The 15,744-nt window shown below is 64.2% G+C and carries 16 protein-coding genes; 9 read left to right on the top strand and 7 right to left on the bottom strand.

Translation table 11 applies throughout. The features are described 5' to 3' along the window. The first annotated feature begins 14 nt into the window (after nt 1-14). Nucleotides 15-707 (top strand): DUF6515 family protein, encoded by a 693-nt coding sequence (locus tag BV82_RS23435; protein ID WP_036996950.1) that lies wholly within the window; start codon nt 15-17, stop codon nt 705-707. 121 nt (nt 708-828) lie between these two features. Here the strand turns inward: BV82_RS23435 and BV82_RS23430 are convergent, their stop codons facing one another. Together BV82_RS23430 and BV82_RS23425 are read right to left on the bottom strand one after the other, a co-directional pair. Continuing rightward, nucleotides 829-1,701 (bottom strand): cation diffusion facilitator family transporter, encoded by an 873-nt coding sequence (locus tag BV82_RS23430; protein WP_010222929.1) that lies wholly within the window; start codon nt 1,699-1,701, stop codon nt 829-831. A 25-nt stretch (nt 1,702-1,726) separates the two neighbouring features. After that, on the bottom strand, nt 1,727-2,146 hold the full coding sequence (locus BV82_RS23425) for a hypothetical protein (RefSeq protein WP_010222930.1): 420 nt from the start codon (nt 2,144-2,146) through the stop codon (nt 1,727-1,729). Between the two features lie 118 nt (nt 2,147-2,264). Between BV82_RS23425 and hrpB the strand changes: the two genes are divergently transcribed. Beyond that, nucleotides 2,265-4,790 carry an ATP-dependent helicase HrpB gene (gene hrpB, locus BV82_RS23420; RefSeq protein ID WP_036996948.1) on the top strand — a complete coding sequence of 842 codons (2,526 nt, stop codon included), beginning with the start codon at nt 2,265-2,267 and terminating at the stop codon, nt 4,788-4,790. On the opposite strand, the gene BV82_RS23415 is transcribed toward hrpB, so the two are convergent. Both BV82_RS23415 and BV82_RS23410 read right to left on the bottom strand, forming a co-directional pair. Then, on the bottom strand, nt 4,791-5,870 hold the full coding sequence (locus tag BV82_RS23415; protein WP_036996958.1) for an endonuclease/exonuclease/phosphatase family protein: 1,080 nt from the start codon (nt 5,868-5,870) through the stop codon (nt 4,791-4,793). It lies immediately after the preceding gene. Between the two features lie 62 nt (nt 5,871-5,932). Further along, nucleotides 5,933-6,601 (bottom strand): DUF7847 domain-containing protein, encoded by a 669-nt coding sequence (locus BV82_RS23410; RefSeq protein WP_010222933.1) that lies wholly within the window; start codon nt 6,599-6,601, stop codon nt 5,933-5,935. 154 nt (nt 6,602-6,755) lie between these two features. Between BV82_RS23410 and BV82_RS23405 the strand changes: the two genes are divergently transcribed. The 3 genes from BV82_RS23405 to BV82_RS23395 all read left to right on the top strand — a co-directional run bounded on the left by BV82_RS23405 (nt 6,756) and on the right by BV82_RS23395 (nt 8,704). Next, a complete protein-coding gene (locus tag BV82_RS23405; protein ID WP_036996946.1) occupies nt 6,756-7,502 on the top strand; it encodes a DUF2076 domain-containing protein in 747 nt (248 codons plus the stop codon). Nucleotides 7,503-7,602: 100 nt separating this feature from the next. Then, nucleotides 7,603-8,082 (top strand): LabA-like NYN domain-containing protein, encoded by a 480-nt coding sequence (locus tag BV82_RS23400; protein ID WP_036996945.1) that lies wholly within the window; start codon nt 7,603-7,605, stop codon nt 8,080-8,082. Nucleotides 8,083-8,101: 19 nt separating this feature from the next. Beyond that, nucleotides 8,102-8,704 carry a 3'-5' exonuclease gene (locus BV82_RS23395; RefSeq protein WP_036996943.1) on the top strand — a complete coding sequence of 201 codons (603 nt, stop codon included), beginning with the start codon at nt 8,102-8,104 and terminating at the stop codon, nt 8,702-8,704. Here the strand turns inward: BV82_RS23395 and BV82_RS23390 are convergent. Then, nucleotides 8,701-9,159: an Lrp/AsnC family transcriptional regulator gene (locus BV82_RS23390; RefSeq protein WP_036996942.1), complete on the bottom strand. Its 459-nt coding sequence runs from the start codon at nt 9,157-9,159 to the stop codon at nt 8,701-8,703. The two genes, BV82_RS23395 and BV82_RS23390, sit on opposite strands and share 4 nt — an antisense overlap. A gap of 153 nt (nt 9,160-9,312) precedes the next feature. Here BV82_RS23390 and yedA point away from each other — a divergent pair, with 153 nt between their 5' ends. The 3 genes from yedA to BV82_RS23375 all read left to right on the top strand — a co-directional run bounded on the left by yedA (nt 9,313) and on the right by BV82_RS23375 (nt 12,625). Then, entirely contained in the window at nt 9,313-10,245 is a 933-nt protein-coding gene (yedA, locus tag BV82_RS23385) for a drug/metabolite exporter YedA (protein ID WP_010222939.1), read from the top strand. Then, the gene (locus tag BV82_RS23380; protein WP_036996940.1) at nt 10,242-11,219 is read left to right on the top strand and encodes a hypothetical protein; all 978 of its coding nucleotides are present in this window, start codon (nt 10,242-10,244) and stop codon (nt 11,217-11,219) included. The genes yedA and BV82_RS23380 overlap by 4 nt, the downstream gene beginning before the upstream one ends. A gap of 74 nt (nt 11,220-11,293) precedes the next feature. Beyond that, nucleotides 11,294-12,625, top strand: a complete 1,332-nt coding sequence (locus tag BV82_RS23375) for an RNA helicase RhlE1 (RefSeq protein ID WP_036996938.1) — start codon at nt 11,294-11,296, stop codon at nt 12,623-12,625. 91 nt (nt 12,626-12,716) lie between these two features. Here BV82_RS23375 and BV82_RS23370 read toward each other — a convergent pair whose 3' ends face one another. Further along, nucleotides 12,717-13,952 carry a TIGR03862 family flavoprotein gene (locus tag BV82_RS23370; protein ID WP_103143308.1) on the bottom strand — a complete coding sequence of 412 codons (1,236 nt, stop codon included), beginning with the start codon at nt 13,950-13,952 and terminating at the stop codon, nt 12,717-12,719. Between the two features lie 149 nt (nt 13,953-14,101). Beyond that, the gene (locus tag BV82_RS23365; protein ID WP_010222943.1) at nt 14,102-15,016 is read right to left on the bottom strand and encodes a histone deacetylase family protein; all 915 of its coding nucleotides are present in this window, start codon (nt 15,014-15,016) and stop codon (nt 14,102-14,104) included. Between the two features lie 130 nt (nt 15,017-15,146). On the opposite strand from BV82_RS23365, the gene BV82_RS23360 reads away from it, so the two are divergent. After that, entirely contained in the window at nt 15,147-15,716 is a 570-nt protein-coding gene (locus tag BV82_RS23360; RefSeq protein ID WP_036996934.1) for a GNAT family N-acetyltransferase, read from the top strand. The last annotated feature ends 28 nt before the right edge of the window (nt 15,717-15,744 follow it).

The raw sequence follows: 15,744 nt of genomic DNA, 5'->3' as shown, positions 1-15,744 counted from the left end.
CCGTGAGGAAAAGCATGAAGTCGCGCGTCTGGCGTATGGCGGGTGTTGGTTTGCTGTGCATGAGTGTCAATCTGCCGCTGCTTGCCGAAGGGCAGGGGGCTTCACCGTTGCAGTCGCGGCCCGATGAAGTGCGTCAGACCCAGGCGCCGCGTACCGGCTACTACCAGGACATTCCGCGACGCAACGACAACCGCTATTACCAGGCCGGTGGCGCCGGGCATCCGGATGGCCATGGCAATGGGTGGGGTCCGGGGCCGCAGTATCGCCCGGGGCAGACCATCGAGCGCTTCCCCGAGCGCTACTGGAAAGTGCCCTATCGCGGGCATGATTACTTTTATTCCGGCGGCTACTGGTATCGCCCGCAAGGCCCGCGCTATGTGGTGGTGACACCGCCGTATGGCGTGCGGGTCAACTACCTGCCCGATTACGCGCGCGAAGTGTGGGTTGGCAGTGCGTTGTTGTTCCTTGCGGCGGGTACGTATTACCAGTACCTGGAGGACAGCCGCGAATACGTGGTGGTCAATCCACCGACGGCCAGTGCGCCGCAGCAGCTTGATCGTGACCGTTATGAATGCCATCGCTGGGCGGTGCAGCAGACCGGCTTTGATCCGGCTGCGGCCAGTTATGCGCCGTCGGCGCAGGTGGCCGATAACTATCGGCGGGCGCAGGGTGCTTGTTTGAGCGGGCGGGGGTATAGCGTCAACTGAACCGGGGGCTGCTGCGCAGTCCATCGCTGGCAAGGCCAGCTCCCACAGTTTAACGGTGCATGCAGTTCCATTGTGGGGGCCGGCCTTGCCGGCGATGCAAGGCACAGCCTTGCCAATGGCCTCACATCACCGGATCCGCATGCACCAGTACTTCCGCCTTCGGATACTGGCTGTTGATCGCCGCCGCAGCCTGGTCACACAAGGCATGGGCCTGGGTCAGCGGCAGGTCCCCGGGCAACTCCAGGTGCAATTGCACAAACCAGTGGCTACCCGATACCCGCGTGCGCAAGTCATGGGCGCCACACACCCCGGGCACACTGCAGGCCAGCGCCAGCATCTGCTCGCTGATGTCACTGGGCAGTTCCTGGTCCATCAGGATCGAGCTGCTCTCGCGCCCAATCTGCAGGGCGCTCCAGAGGATGTACAGGGCGATGCCCAGGCCGAAAATCGCATCCAGCTGCGGCCAGCCGAAGCGCGCCAGCACCAGGGCTACCAGAATGCTGCCGTTGAGCAGCAGGTCTGAACGGTAATGCAGTGAGTCGGCGCGCACCGCGTTTGAGCCGGTGATGCGGATTACCTTGCCCTGCAGCATCAGCAAGGCAATGGTCAGCACCAGTGACAGCACCATCACTGCAATGCCAACGCCGGTTTCTGCCAGCGGTTGTGGATTCTGCAGCCGCTCCACCGCCTGCACGCCTATCAGCACCGCACTGACGGCAATGAACAGCGCCTGGGCCATGCCCGCCATGGCCTCGGCCTTGCCGTGGCCGTAGCGATGATCGTCATCGGCCGGGCGCAGGGCATAGTGCACCGCCAGCAAATTGAGGAAAGACGCCACGCCATCGAGGGCCGAATCGGTCAGCCCGGCCAGCAGGCTGACCGAACCGCTGAGCCACCAGGCCACCGCCTTGGTCAGGATCAGGATACTGGCCACCGCCAGCGAGGCGCGGGTGGCCAGGCGCAGCAGGCGTTGGTGTTCAGCCGAGGGAGTCATGCCGAAGGTGGCTTCCTGTCAGAGGTCAAGCCGCGGGCTTGAGGCCATACATGGCCAGTTGTTCGACGCTGCCCTTGTGCTGGATCAGGCGCGGGTCGTTGAGTGGCAGGCGCTGGCCCAGTTCGCTTTCGAGAATAGCCTGCAGCTTGCTGTTGTCGACTTTGCCGTCGGCGCTGATGGCTTCATTGAGCTTCTCGGGCGCGACCTGGGCCGTGGTGCCGCCAGGCAGGTAGATGGCGCCGGTGGCGAAGTCGATGCCAAAGGCGATCAGGCCGGGAATCACATAGAAGAGGATGCCGATAGCGTCGAGGGCGGCGACCACCGGGTCGATCTTGCCTTCGATCTGGCCGCGCCGATCGGGAAAGAACAGGGTGCCGCAGGCCGTCAGTTGGGTCAGCAGGGTGGCGACCACGACGCCGCCAATGACACGGGAGGGAATACGCATGGAAATCTCCGGAATGAAGGCCACAACGATACAGGCAAAGAGCCGGTATCTACAGCTAAGACCATGATAAGGCGGGCTCGGTTCGCCGTTATACTCGGCGGATTGTTTGAGGACCACCATGAAATCATTACCGATCGATGCCGTACTGCCGGCCTTGCGCGAGGCCTTGGGCCAGCGCCACGAAGCAGTGCTCGAAGCGCCCCCCGGCGCTGGCAAGACCACCCGTGTACCGCTGGCGCTGCTCGATGAGCCGTGGCTGGCCGGGCAGCGCATCCTCATGCTTGAACCGCGGCGCCTGGCGGCACGGGCGGCAGCCGAGCGGCTGGCCAGTGAGCTGGGCGAGCAGGTCGGGCAAACGGTCGGTTACCGCATTCGCCTGGACAGCAAGGTTGGCCCGAACACGCGGATCGAGGTGGTCACCGAAGGGATTCTCACCCGTCGCCTGCAGGCCGATCCAGCCCTGGATGGCGTGGGCCTGCTGATCTTCGATGAATTCCACGAGCGCAGCCTCGATGCCGACCTGGCCCTGGCCCTGAGCCTCAACGGTCGTGAGCTGTTGCGCGATGAGCCGCCGCTGAAAATCCTGCTGATGTCGGCGACCCTTGAGGGCGAGCGTCTGTCGAGCCTGCTCGACGACGCCCCGGTAGTCAGCAGCGAAGGGCGCATGTACCCGGTCGATGTGCGGTGGGGCCGCCCCTTCCAGCCGGGCGAGTTCATCGAGCCGCGGGTGGTCGATACGGTGCTCCAGGCCATCACTGATGAGTCGGGCAGCGTGCTGGTGTTCCTGCCGGGACAGGCGGAGATTCGCCGTGTGAATCAGGCCCTGCAGGACGCCCTCGGTGAGCGCCGTGACATCTTGCTCTGCCCACTGCACGGCGAGCTTGACCTCAATGCCCAGCGCGCTGCCATCGACACGCCACCCGCCGGCCTGCGCAAGGTGGTGCTGGCGACCAACATCGCCGAGACCAGCCTGACCATCGATGGTGTGCGGGTGGTGGTCGATGCCGGCCTTGCCCGGGTGCCGCGCTTCGACCCCGGTAGTGGCATGACCCGCCTGGACACCCAGCGTATCTCCCGCGCCAGCGCCACCCAGCGCGCCGGCCGGGCCGGACGGCTAGAGCCCGGCGTGTGCTACCGCTTGTGGTCCGAAGCCCAGCATGAGCAATTGGCGGCGTACGGCGCTGCCGAGATCCTCCAGGCCGATTTGGCCGGCCTGGCCTTGCAGTTGTCGCGCTGGGGCGTCGTCCCCGAGCAACTGCGCTGGCTCGACCAGCCGCCAGCTGCCGCCTACGGCCAGGCGCTGGATCTGTTGCAGCGCTTGGGCGCGTTCAAGGCCGACAGCCAGGACAGCCTCAGCATCCACGGCCAGGCCATGGCCGAATTGCCGGCGCATCCGCGCATCGCCCACCTGCTGCTGCGCGGCCAGGACCTGGGCCTGGCCGACATGGCTTGTGATGTCGCCGCATTGCTCGGTGAGCGCGACATCCTGCGTGGCGGCGGTGCCGACCTGCACAACCGCCTGGCCCTGCTCAGCGGCGAAACCCGCGCGGCCAAAGGCGGGCAGGGCGGTGTGCAGCGCGCCCGGCAACTGGCCCGTCAGTACCGTGGCTATTTACGTGGCAAAGCCACTTCAGCTGTAGCCGACCCTGACCATTCGCGCTGGCTGGGTGCCTTGCTGGCGCTGGCCTACCCGGACCGGGTTGCCCAACAGCGGCGTGCCGGCGGTGCTGAATATCGCCTGGCCAACGGCCGTGCCGCGCTGTTCGGCGAAGCCGATGCCTTGATGAAACATCCGTGGCTGGTGATCGCCGACCTGGGTAGCCGTCAGGGCCAGCGCGAGGAGCGCATTTATCTGGCCGCCGATTTCGACCCGGCGTTGTTCGACGGGGTCCTGGCCGAACAGGTGCGCAGCCTGGATATCCTCGACTGGGACGAACGCGAAAACGTGTTGCGTGCCGAACGTCAACGCAAGGTCGGTGAGCTGGTGCTCAGCCGAGAGCCGCTGACCGGCCTGGATGAAGACGCCCGCGCCCGCGCGCTGCTGGAACTGGTGCGGCGCAAAGGCCTGGAGCTGCTGTCGTGGACCCCCGAGCTGCGCCAGTGGCAGGCGCGCGTGGCGCTGTTGCGCCAACTCGACCTGGCAACCCAGGGTGAGAGCCAATGGCCGGACCTGAGCGATGCCGCGCTGCTGGCCAGCCTTGGCGACTGGCTGCAGCCCTACCTGGGCAAGGTCACCCGCCTGAGCCATTTCACCCAGCTCGACCTCTCGTCGATCCTGCGCAACCTGCTGCCCTGGCCGCTGCCCCAGCGCCTGGATGAATGGGCGCCGGTGCACCTGAGTGTGCCATCGGGTTCGAACATCCGCCTGGATTACAGCGAAACCCCGCCGATCCTCGCTGTGCGCCTGCAGGAGCTGTTCGGCCTGGCCGAAACCCCACGTATTGCCCAGGGACGGCAACAGGTCTTGCTGCACCTGCTGTCGCCCGCGCGGCGGCCGGTGCAGGTGACCCAGGATTTGGCCAACTTCTGGCGCAGCACCTACGCCGAGGTGAAGAAGGATCTGAAGGGGCGCTACCCCAAGCACTATTGGCCGGATGACCCTTTGGTCGCCGAGGCTACCGCGCGGGCCAAGCCACGCAAATAATTACGGTTGCGCAGGCAACAACAAGCGCGCCGTCACCGGCAGGTGATCGGAGATCTCCAGGGTGTCCTGCTGAATCACCCGTGCCTCCAAACGCTGCAGCTTCGGGCTGTGCAACAAATAATCGAGGGTGCGGTCCGGCCCCTGCAGATTAGGGTCGTTGGGGTAGTGGGTCAGCCAGGCCGCGCGGTCGGCGCCGCTGGCTTCGGCATTGCTGGGGATCATCGGGTACTTGTCCCAGAGCAGGTGCAAATCGCTGTCGGCGCTGTACTGACCGCGCAGTTCGGCCGGCAGGCGCCGGTACTGGCCGAGCGGCAGCAGGTTGAAGTCGCCGCCGATCAACCAGGGGGTGCCCTGGCTTTCGAGCTTGTCGAGCAGTCGCGTTAGCTGTTGCACCTGCTGGCGCTGGATATCGCTGCCCGCCTCGAAGGGGGCGAGGCGGGTGTTGAGGACCGCTAACGGGCCGCCGTCGCGCAGTGGCAGGTAGCTGGCAAGGATGGCTTGCTGAGGTTGCAGCAAGCGCTGCAGGGCGTTGCCGGCGGCGACCGGCAATTGCACGCGTTCGGCCTGCTTGATCGGGTAGCGGCTCAGGGTCGCCAGGCTGCGGCCGACGCTGCCGAAAATATGCCAGTCGGGGACGAAATCGGCTTTCCAGTCGTAGGCCTGCACCGCGCACGGATAGATATCCACCAGACGCTCGCGCAGCAGTGCCAGCTGGTCCTGGTAGTCGCTGGCCTTGGCGTTGTTGTCCAGCTCCTGGAGCAGGACGATGTCCGGCTGTTCGGCGCGGATCACCCGTGCCACTTCATCGAGGTTGAAGGCGAGGTCTTCGGCGGTAGGGCGGGTGTCTTCGCCACGGCCCTGGTCGTACCAGAACACGTAGCGTTTGCCGGCCAGGTACTGCACGTTCCAGGTCATCACCTTGAGCACCTGGCCCGGCACCAGCGCTGCATTGCTGGCGCGACAGCTAACCGGCAGGGTTTCGCGCGGCTCGGGTTGCCAGCTCAACTGCGTGGCCAGCAGCCACAGCAGGGCGAACAGAACAAGCAGGGTCAGCAGTGCGTTGCGCAGTAGTCGGGTCATCGGCTCGGCTTGGCTTGGCAGGTCACTGCCAAGCATACCCGAGCCGTTCGTCCGCTAACCAGTCAGGATACCGGTGGCTCTGCAATCGGTTCGCTGACCAGCATGTACAGGCGGAACATCACCACGGTGCTGAACAGCTGCAGGAAGCCGTTGGCACTGTCGAGGGCCAGTTGCGCCAGCGGCGAAGGCTCGGGCACCAGCATCATGCTCAGGCCGTCGATCAGCCACAGCGGTGCCAGCACGCCGAGGATGCAGCTGAAGATGCGCCAGAAGTTGCCGGTGGTCATCTGAAAGCTGGTACGCATGGCTTCGATCGGTGGCAGGCCACGCAGCACCAGGGCGTATTCGGCAAACACCAGGTGGATCATCACCCAGATGCCGGGAATGATGAACAGCGCGGCGCCGGCCATGATCAGCAGCGAGCTGAGCATCACCATCAGGGCGAATGACGGCCACAGGCGCAAGGCCATGGCCAGCAGGTTGCGCTTGAGCGGGGTGTAGCCGTTGCTGCGGGTGTCGAGGTAGAGGATCAGCGCGGCGCTGTACAACGGGTAGAACAGCAGGCTGACCAGCATGCCGTAGCCTGGAGAGGCATCCTCGCCCAGTTGCTGGTTCAGCAGCTGGGTGCACAGCGCTTCGAGCACCACCAGCGGCAGGCACAGCTGGGCAATGCTCAGCAGGTGGCGGCGGAAGAAATACACGGAGTCGCGCAGAACACTAAGCGGATTCATCGGTCGATATCGCATTGAAGAAAAGCAGGGCGTCACTTTAGCCCAGGCGCTGGCCAACCTGAAGAAAGTTTAATCCCGGCTTGTGTTGAATCTATCGTCCTGGCACCCCATTTTACCTGTACTCGATTTTTCCGGTTTTGCAGTGAGGTTGCCCATGAACAGTGAAGAACAAACCCTGATCGACGGCCTGTTCGGTCGACTCAAGCAAGCCGAGGACCCGGCCGTGCCACGCGATGCCCAGGCCCAGGCACGCATTGCCGAACACCTGCAGCAGCAACCGGCGGCGCCTTACTACATGGCTCAGGCGATCCTGGTGCAGGAAGCGGCGCTCAAGCGCCTGGACGAACAGAACCAGCAACTGCAGGCCGAGCTGAAGCAGGCCAAGGCCCAGGTTGCAGCCACCGCACCGAGCAGCAGTGGCGGCTTTTTGTCGAGTATCTTCGGCAGCGGCACCCGTGATCCACAGCCGCTGCAGAGCCAGGCCCCGGCCAACCCGCCAGTCAGTGGCGGCGGTTGGCGCGAACCGTCGCGCCCGTCATTCAACCCGCCAGCGCAACAGCAGGGCTTCAACGCCGCACCGGCCCAGGCTCCCGCCCGCAGTGGGGCCAGCAGCTTCCTCGGTGGCGCACTGCAAACCGCTGCCGGTGTGGCGGGCGGGGTGATGCTGGCGCAAGGCATCAGCAGCCTGTTCAACCATCACTCACAGCCTGAAGAGGTGGTCGAAGTAATCAAGGAAGAACCGGCGCCGGCCAGCGACACCAGTGGCTGGGGCAGCAATGACGAGCAGCGCCTGACCGCCGACAACGGCAGCTACGGCAATGACCAGGGCGGCTTCATGGACAGCGACTACGGCAGCGACGACGGCGGCTTCTTCGGCGGCGACGACGACAGCTTCGTCTGACCGCGCTTACCCGCATGGCCCGCAGGCTGGCATACTGGGCGCCGAAACGGCCCCGGTGTGCGGCGGCCGGCAACAGCGCTGTGCGCCATGAGGAAAAGCGGTGAAGAAGATCGCGGTATTCGCCGATGTGCAAAACCTCTACTACACCGTGCGCCAGGCCTACGGTTGCCACTTCAACTATGCGGCGCTGTGGGCCGACATCAGCCAGCACGGGCAGATCGTCGAAGCGGTGGCCTACGCGATCGACCGCGGCGACAGCAAGCAACAGCAGTTTCAGCAGATCCTGCGCAACCTCGGTTTCACGGTCAAACTCAAACCCTATATCCAGCGCAGCGACGGCTCGGCCAAGGGCGACTGGGACGTGGGCATCACCCTTGATGTGATCGACGCCGCCGCGCGGGTCGACGAGGTGGTGCTGGCCTCCGGTGATGGTGATTTCGACCTGCTGCTCGAGCGGGTCATCAGCCGTCACGGCATTCAGGCCGTCGCCTATGGCGTACCGGGGCTGACCGCCAATTCACTGATTCGCGCTGCCAGCCGTTATGTGCCCATCGAGGGCAGCCTGCTGCTCAAGCATTAAGATTTCTGAGGTTGTCGTTTTGGAACGTATCGCTGTCATCGACTTTGAAACCACCGGCATTTCACCCGGTGCCGGTTGCCGGGCCACGGAGGTGGCGGTGGTCATGCTGGAGCGCGGGCGCATCGTCGAGCGCTATCAAAGCCTGATGAATGCCGGGGTGCCGGTACCGGCGTTTGTCGCCGGCTTGACCGGCATCACCACCGCCATGCTGCGCAGTGCGCCGCCGATTGCCCGGGTGATGAACGAGGTGGCCGAGTTCGTCGGCGATACGCCGATGCTCGCCCACAACGCCTCGTTCGACCAGAAGTTCTGGGACTACGAGCTGTCGCAGATCGGCCGTAGCCGCAGCCAGCGGTTCGCCTGCTCGATGTTGCTGGCGCGACGCCTGATGCCCTCGGCGCCTAACCACAAATTGGGCACCCTGACCCGTTGGGCCGGCCTGCCTGATACCGGTACCGCGCACCGGGCCATGGCCGATGCTGAAATGGCCGCCAACCTGGCCCAGCACCTGGCCGGGCAATTGCGCCAGCAGGGCGTCAACGGTGTCTCCCACCAGTTGTTCTGCAGCCTGCAGAAAGTCCCCGCGGCGAAGATCGGCGAAGCGCTGAAAGTCTATCGCTAGGCCTTCTTGCCGTTGGGCTCCAGGTGGCCCAGCGGCAGGCGCCGCTCCACGGCGCTGGAGAGAATGATCGAGGTCTTGCTGAAGCCGAACTGGGCGATGCGGTTGATCAGTTCCTCCAGCTCCGGCATCGAGGCCACGGCCGCCTGCATGATCACGCAGGGGTCGCCGGTCACCCGGTGGCACTCGGTCAGTTGCGGGATCTGCGTGAGCTCCTCAAAGGTCTGCTGGTTGCCATGGCTGGCCAGGCGCAGCTCGATCACGCACTGGATCGGCAGGCCGATCTTCTCCAGGTCGACCTTGGCCTGATAGCCGGTAATCACCCCGCTGGCCTCAAGCTTGGCCACCCGTTCAGCCACCGCCGGGGCGGAGAGATTGACCTTGCGCGCGAGCTCGGCGAAGGAGGCGCGGCCGTTGTCCAGCAGGGCGCTGAGGAGCATGCGATCGTACTTGTCCATGGGCTTCCAGAGGGTGATTGTCGATTCAAAGGCGCAAGGCCATAAGAACCGTTTTTTCAAAAGTGTACGGTTGGTTTAAACAGGTTTTGTAACTTATGTTTAGCGTGCCGCCTTTCTAAACTAACTGCCCGACAACGATAATTCGAGCCCCCCATGCCTGCCTCCCGTCGCTTCCCGTTAGTTTTGATTGGCGCCTTTCTCGCCTTGTACCTGGTCTGGGGCTCGACCTACCTGGTGATTCGCATCGGCGTCGAGTCCTGGCCGCCGTTGCTGATGGCCGGGGTGCGATTTGTCATCGCCGGTTCCTTGCTCTATGGCTTTTTGCGCTGGCGCGGGGTGCCGGCACCGACCTGGCCGCAATGGCGGGCGGCGGGTGTCATCGGCGTCTTGCTGCTCAGTTGCGGCAACGGTGGCGTGACCCTGGCCGAACATGCGGGCGTGGCCTCTGGTGTGGCGGCACTGGCAGTGGCCACGGTGCCGCTGTTCACCTTGATGTTCGGCCTGCTCTGGGGCCATCGCAACACCCGCCTGGAATGGGCCGGGATCGTCCTCGGCCTGGTTGGCATCGCCTTGCTCAACCTGGGCTCCAACCTGCAGGCCAGTCCTGTCGGTGCCGCGCTGATCCTGTTTGCCGCCGCCTCCTGGGCCTTTGGCTCGGTATGGAGCAAAAGCCTGCCGTTGCCCCAGGGGCCGATGGCCAGTGCCGCAGAAATGCTCGTCGGCGGCGTGGTCCTGCTGCTCGGCAGCGTGTTGAGCGGCGAACGCATGACCCAGATGCCCACCGCGGCCGGTTGGGGCGCGCTGGCCTACCTGGTGTTCTTTGGCTCGATCCTGGCCTTCAGCGCCTATATGTACCTGCTCAAGCACGTGCGCCCGGCCGCTGCCACCAGCTATGCCTATGTCAACCCGGCGGTGGCGGTGTTACTGGGTATTGTTTTTGCCGGTGAACAGATCGGTTACGAGGAATGCGTGGCAATGGCGGTTATCATTGGCGCCGTGGTGTTGATCGGTGTGCCGCAGTGGCGCCGACCGGCAGTGGAAAAAGCCAAACCCGTTGGCGACATGGAAGGTGAACTCTGTAAATGAAAGGACGTTTTGCCAAGGAGGCAGTGAAGATCGTTGGCTACATGGCGCTGATAGCGGTGTGCATAGTCATGCTTCGCGACGACAGGAAGACCTTCATGACCCTGTATTTCCAGGAGTCGGTCACCCGTGAAAACAGTACTGACGAAATCGATCCGCGTTACCTGCAAGCTTTGCAACAAGCCCTGGCGGAGCTGCAGATCGATTCGCAACAGATCGAACTGGTACTCGACCCCGACAGCACGCGAGCGCTGCAGGTACGTTTTGCTGACGATGCCCTGAATGCCAGGCAGCGTCAGGATTTGCGGGCGCTTTTCGAGTCCTTCGAGCCGGCTCGAGAGACGGCCCTGCTCAGTGGCCGGCTGGTGGTCGACATGCGCCAGGCCAGGCAGTTGGGCTTGGGCGTTTATGATTTTGGTCCTGCGTCAAAAGACATCGTTGCGCAGGGTGAAGTGAGCCTGACTTTGCAGTTCAGTTTTTTGCCAGGGACCGATGTGCGTCTGCGGCGCATCGAGGGCCCGCCAGTTGATCAGCGCCTGCAGGCCGAGATGATCTGCGAAGCCAATGCCAGGCTGCTTGCGGCCTTGCCCTTTGAAGTGACCGAATTCGATGTCAGTGGCGCGGACCTGCGGGGTGAAATGAAACTGCGCACCCCCGGTGGTGAGCAGCTCCAGGCGCCTGCACAGCTGTTTCTCGATGATCGCAACCTGCTCGAACGTCTGGAAATGGGCGGTATGCGAGTGCGTATCCTGCGACCCGAGGCGGTACAGGAAAGAGCCCAGGCCGATCGCCTGGTGTTCGAGTTCGGCTCGCTCGGTACCATCAGGTATAGCCCGTATTCCTACTTCATCAGGCGCGAACCTTCGGTGTTGGATGCCTGTGGCAGTTATGCATACCAGAGTGGCAGGCCCTTCTCGTTCTTCCTTGGGGAAGGGCTTGATCGCCTGGTCAAGGTCCGCTTCGAGCAGCCGGGTTAAAGCCGACGAAGCCACGCGCCGGGCGCGAACAGGGTAAACTGCCGCCATTGCTGAATTCCCCATACGGTATTGCCATGACTTTCGCCAAACTCGGCCTGATCGAACCCTTGCTGCGCGCGCTCGAGCGCCTGAGCTACAACACCCCGACGCCGGTCCAGGCCCAGGCCATCCCTGCCGTGCTGGCCGGTCGCGACCTGATGGCCGCCGCCCAGACCGGCACTGGCAAGACCGCAGGTTTTGCCCTGCCGCTGCTGCAGCGCCTGACCCTGGAAGGGGCCAAGGTTGCCAGCAATTCGGTGCGCGCCCTGGTGCTGGTGCCGACCCGCGAGCTGGCCGAACAGGTGCACGCCAACATTCGCGAATACGCCGAGCACCTGCCGCTGAGCACCTATGCGGTGTATGGCGGCGTCAGCATCAACCCGCAGATGATGAAGCTGCGCAAGGGTATCGACTTGCTGGTGGCCACCCCGGGCCGGCTGCTCGACCTGTTTCGCCAGAACGCGGTGAAGTTCAATCAGTTGCAGGCGCTGGTGCTCGATGAAGCCGACCGCATGCTCGATCTGGGCTTTGCCGAAGAGCTGCGCGCGGTATACGCCGCCTTGCCGGCACGTCGGCAAACCCTGTTGTTCTCGGCGACGTTCTCCGATGAGATCCGCCAACTGGCCGCGCAGACCCTCAATGACCCGTTGAGCATTGAAGTCAGCCCGCGCAACGTCACCGCCAGCACCGTCAAGCAGTGGATCGTGCCAGTGGACAAGAAGCGCAAACCGGAGCTGTTCAGCCACCTGATGCGCAAGCAGCGCTGGAAGCAGGTGCTGGTGTTCGCCAAGACTCGCAATGGCGTTGATCAACTGGTCGAGCGCCTGCGTGGCCAGGGCGTCAACGCCGACGGTATTCACGGCGACAAGCCCCAGGCCACTCGCCAGCGAGCCCTGGACAGCTTCAAGGCCCGCGAGATCCAGATCCTGGTTGCCACCGACGTGGCAGCACGTGGGCTGGATATCGACGACTTGCCGCTGGTGGTCAACTTCGACCTGCCGATCGTGGCCGAGGATTACATTCACCGCATCGGTCGTACCGGGCGCAAGGGCAACAGTGGTGAGGCGATTTCGCTGGTGTGTGCCGACGAGGTTCAACTGCTGTCGGCGATTGAAACCCTGACCCGCAAGACCTTGCCGCGCCATGAAGAGCCGGATTTCATTCCGGACCACAAAGTGCCGATGACCGATGCCAATGGCCAGGTGCTGAAGAAGCCGAAAAAGCCGAAGAGGCCCAAGGAAAACAGCAGCAAACGCAGCCTCGGGCGTTGGCTGGACAGCGCAGAAGCGCCGGCAGCGGCGCCGCAGGCCAAGCCGGTGCGCAAGGTGCCGACCTTCAACACCGGGCCGCGCAAGCGCAAGCCTTGAGTACGCCATCGCGGGTCAAGCCCGCTCCTACAGAGGGCAGCGATAACCTGTGGGAGCCGGACTTGCCGGCGATGGAAGGCGAAGCCTTCCCTTAAGCCTTGAGCCAGTCCAGCAAGCCCAGCCCGGCCTTGCGCCCACTGGCAAAACAGGCCGTCAGCAGATAGCCGCCGGTCGGCGCTTCCCAGTCGAGCATCTCGCCGGCACAGAACACCCCAGGCAGTTGCTTGAGCATCAAGCGCTGATCCAGCGCTTCGAAGGTCACCCCACCGGCACTGCTGATCGCTTCATCCAGCGGGCGAGGGCGCACCAGGGTGACCGGCAAGGCCTTGATCGCCTGCGCCAGCAACGTCGGGTCGGCAAAGGTCTGTTGATCGGTCTGCTCGCGCAGCAGCGCCGCCTTGACCCCGTCCAGGCCAAGCTGACTGTGCAGATGCTTGGCCATCGAGCGGGAACCTCGCGGTTTGGCCAGGGCCTGCTGGATTTTATCCACAGGCCGGTTGGGCAGCAGGTCGATCAGCACCCTGGCGCTACCATCGCGGTTGATCGCTTCGCGGATCTGCGCCGACCAGGCATACACCAGGCTGCCTTCCAGGCCTTGGGCGGTGAGCACGCACTCACCCAGGCGCGGGGGCTGGCCATCAAGGCTCAGGGCGATGTTCTTCAGCGGCGCGCCGGCAAACTTGTCCTTGAGCACTGCGCTCCAGCCCTCGACCTCGAAGCCGCTGTTGGCCGCCTGCAAGGGCGCAATCTGCACGCCCTGCGCCTGTAGCCAGGGCAGCCAGGCGGCATCGGAACCCAGCCGCGCCCAACTGCCGCCGCCCAGCGCGAGCACGGTGGCGGCCGGCTTGAGTGCCAGTTCGCCCTGTGGATAAGCGATCCGCAAGGCGCCCTCGGTGTTCCAGCCCAACCAGCGATGGCGGGTGTGGATAACTACCCCGGCGTCACGCAGGCGCTTGAGCCAGGCGCGCAGCAACGGTGCGGCTTTCATGTCGCGGGGGAACACCCGGCCGGAACTGCCGACAAAGGTTTCGATACCCAGGTCGTGAATCCACTGGCGCAGCACATCGGCATCGAAGCCTTCGAGCAGGTGGGCGACTTCGCCGGCGCGCTCGGCATAACGGGAGATAAACGCCGGGTAAGGCTCGGAATGGGTGATGTTCATGCCACCGACCCCGGCCAGGAGGAACTTGCGGCCCACCGAGGGCATGGCGTCGTACAACTCGACGGCGACTCCGGCCTGGCTCAGCACTTCGGCGGCCATCAGCCCGGCCGGCCCGCCTCCGATAATGGCAACGTGTGGGCGGTCGGTGGCGCGGGTGTCGGTCATGGTCGGCTGCAAGCTGGGAAAAAGAGCCGGCATTCTACCTTAGCGAGGCGCCCGGAAACACTGATCAAAAAATGAACAGCAGGCTCAAGGCCAGGTGGTTAAAGGCGTTGAGGGGGTTTCCAGCAGGTTATCCACAGGCGGTTCCACAGTCATTGTGAGTAACCCAGCACGCGGCTGGCGCTGTGGTGCAGTATCCCATGACGGCGGGCGAGGGCCTCGCGGTCTTTGCTGTAACCTCCGCCAATCACCCCGACTACCGGAATGTCACGCCCCAGGCAGTGGCGCAGCACGCTTTCGTCGCGCGCCGCGACGCCTTCGTCGGTGAGTTGCAGGTAGCCGAGAGCATCATCCTTGTGCACATCGACCCCGGCGTCGTACAGCACCAGGTCCGGGCGGTATAGCGGCAGCAGGTAATTGAGCGCGTCATCGACCACCTTCAGGTAAGCCTGGTCACCCATGCCGCGGGGCAGCGGAATGTCCCAGTCGCTTTCGGCCTTGCGCGCCGGGAAGTTCTGCTCGCAATGCAGTGACACGGTAATGGCGTCCGGGGTGTTATGGAGGATGCGCGCGGTACCGTCGCCCTGGTGCACGTCGCAATCGAAGATCAGCACTTTGTGTACCCGCCCGGCTTCAAGCAGGTAATGGCTGATCACCGCCAGGTCATTGAAGATGCAGAAACCGGCCGGGTGATCGTAATGGGCGTGATGGGTACCGCCGGCCAGGTGGCAGGCGATGCCGTGCTCCAGCGCCTGCTCGGCGGCCAGCAGCGAGCCGCCCACCGCGCGCACGGTACGCCGTGCCAAGGCTTCGCTCCAGGGCAGGCCGAGGCGGCGCTGGTCTTCGCGCGACAGCTCGCCGTGCATGTAGCGCTCGATGTAGGCACGGTCATGGGCCAGGGCAAGGATGTCGTCGGGGCAGATTTCTGGGCGTAGCAACGCTGCATCCGTGGTCAGGCCGCTGGCGACCAGGTGATCGCGCAACAGGCGGAACTTGTCCATCGGAAAACGGTGTTCGGCAGGGAACGCCGGGCTGTAGTCGTCGTGGTAGATCAGCGGCAGGGGCATGGCGGGGTCTTGGTCAGAGCAAGCGTTGATCTTGCCAGCTCCTTGCCTTGTTGTGCTACCCGCACCGGGACGCCAGCAGTCAATGAACAGCCTACGCTGTAAACTGCAGGCTGTGGATAAGGAGCCGAGCATGACCCCGATATTGCAACTGGAAAGCGCACGGCTGCAATTGCGCCAATGGCAGGATGACGATCTCGCCGAATTTGCTGCCATGTGCGCCGACCCTATGGTCATGCGCTATTTTCCTGCGCCGTTGACCCGGTTGGAGAGCGCCGCGCTGATCGGCCGTATTCGTGGTCACTTCAATGAGTACGGCTATGGCCTGTGGGCCCTGGAGCGCAAGGACACTGGCGCTTTCATCGGCATGACCGGCCTGCTCAATGTGAGTTTTGATGCCGACTTCGCCCCGGCCGTGGAGATCGGTTGGCGCCTGGCCCGACGCCACTGGGGGCTGGGCTTTGCCAGCGAAGCGGCCTGGACCAGCCTGCGCTGCGCGTTCGCGCAATTGGGCCTGGAGCAGGTGGTGTCGTTCACCTCGCAAAGCAACCTGGCGTCGCAGAAAGTCATGCAGGCCATCGGCATGCAGCAGGATCTGGCCGGCAGCTTCGAGCACCCGAAACTTGAGCCAGGCCACCCCTTGCGCTCCCACGTGCTGTACCGCATCGACCGCGCCCAGTGGCAGGCCACCCTGCGCGGCTGAATTGCACAACATACAGGCCGGCAATGAC

The sequence above is a fragment of the Pseudomonas donghuensis genome, from assembly GCF_000696345.2.
Taxonomy (GTDB): Bacteria; Pseudomonadota; Gammaproteobacteria; order Pseudomonadales; family Pseudomonadaceae; genus Aquipseudomonas; species Aquipseudomonas donghuensis.
This window is presented reverse-complemented; position numbering and strand designations above follow the sequence as displayed.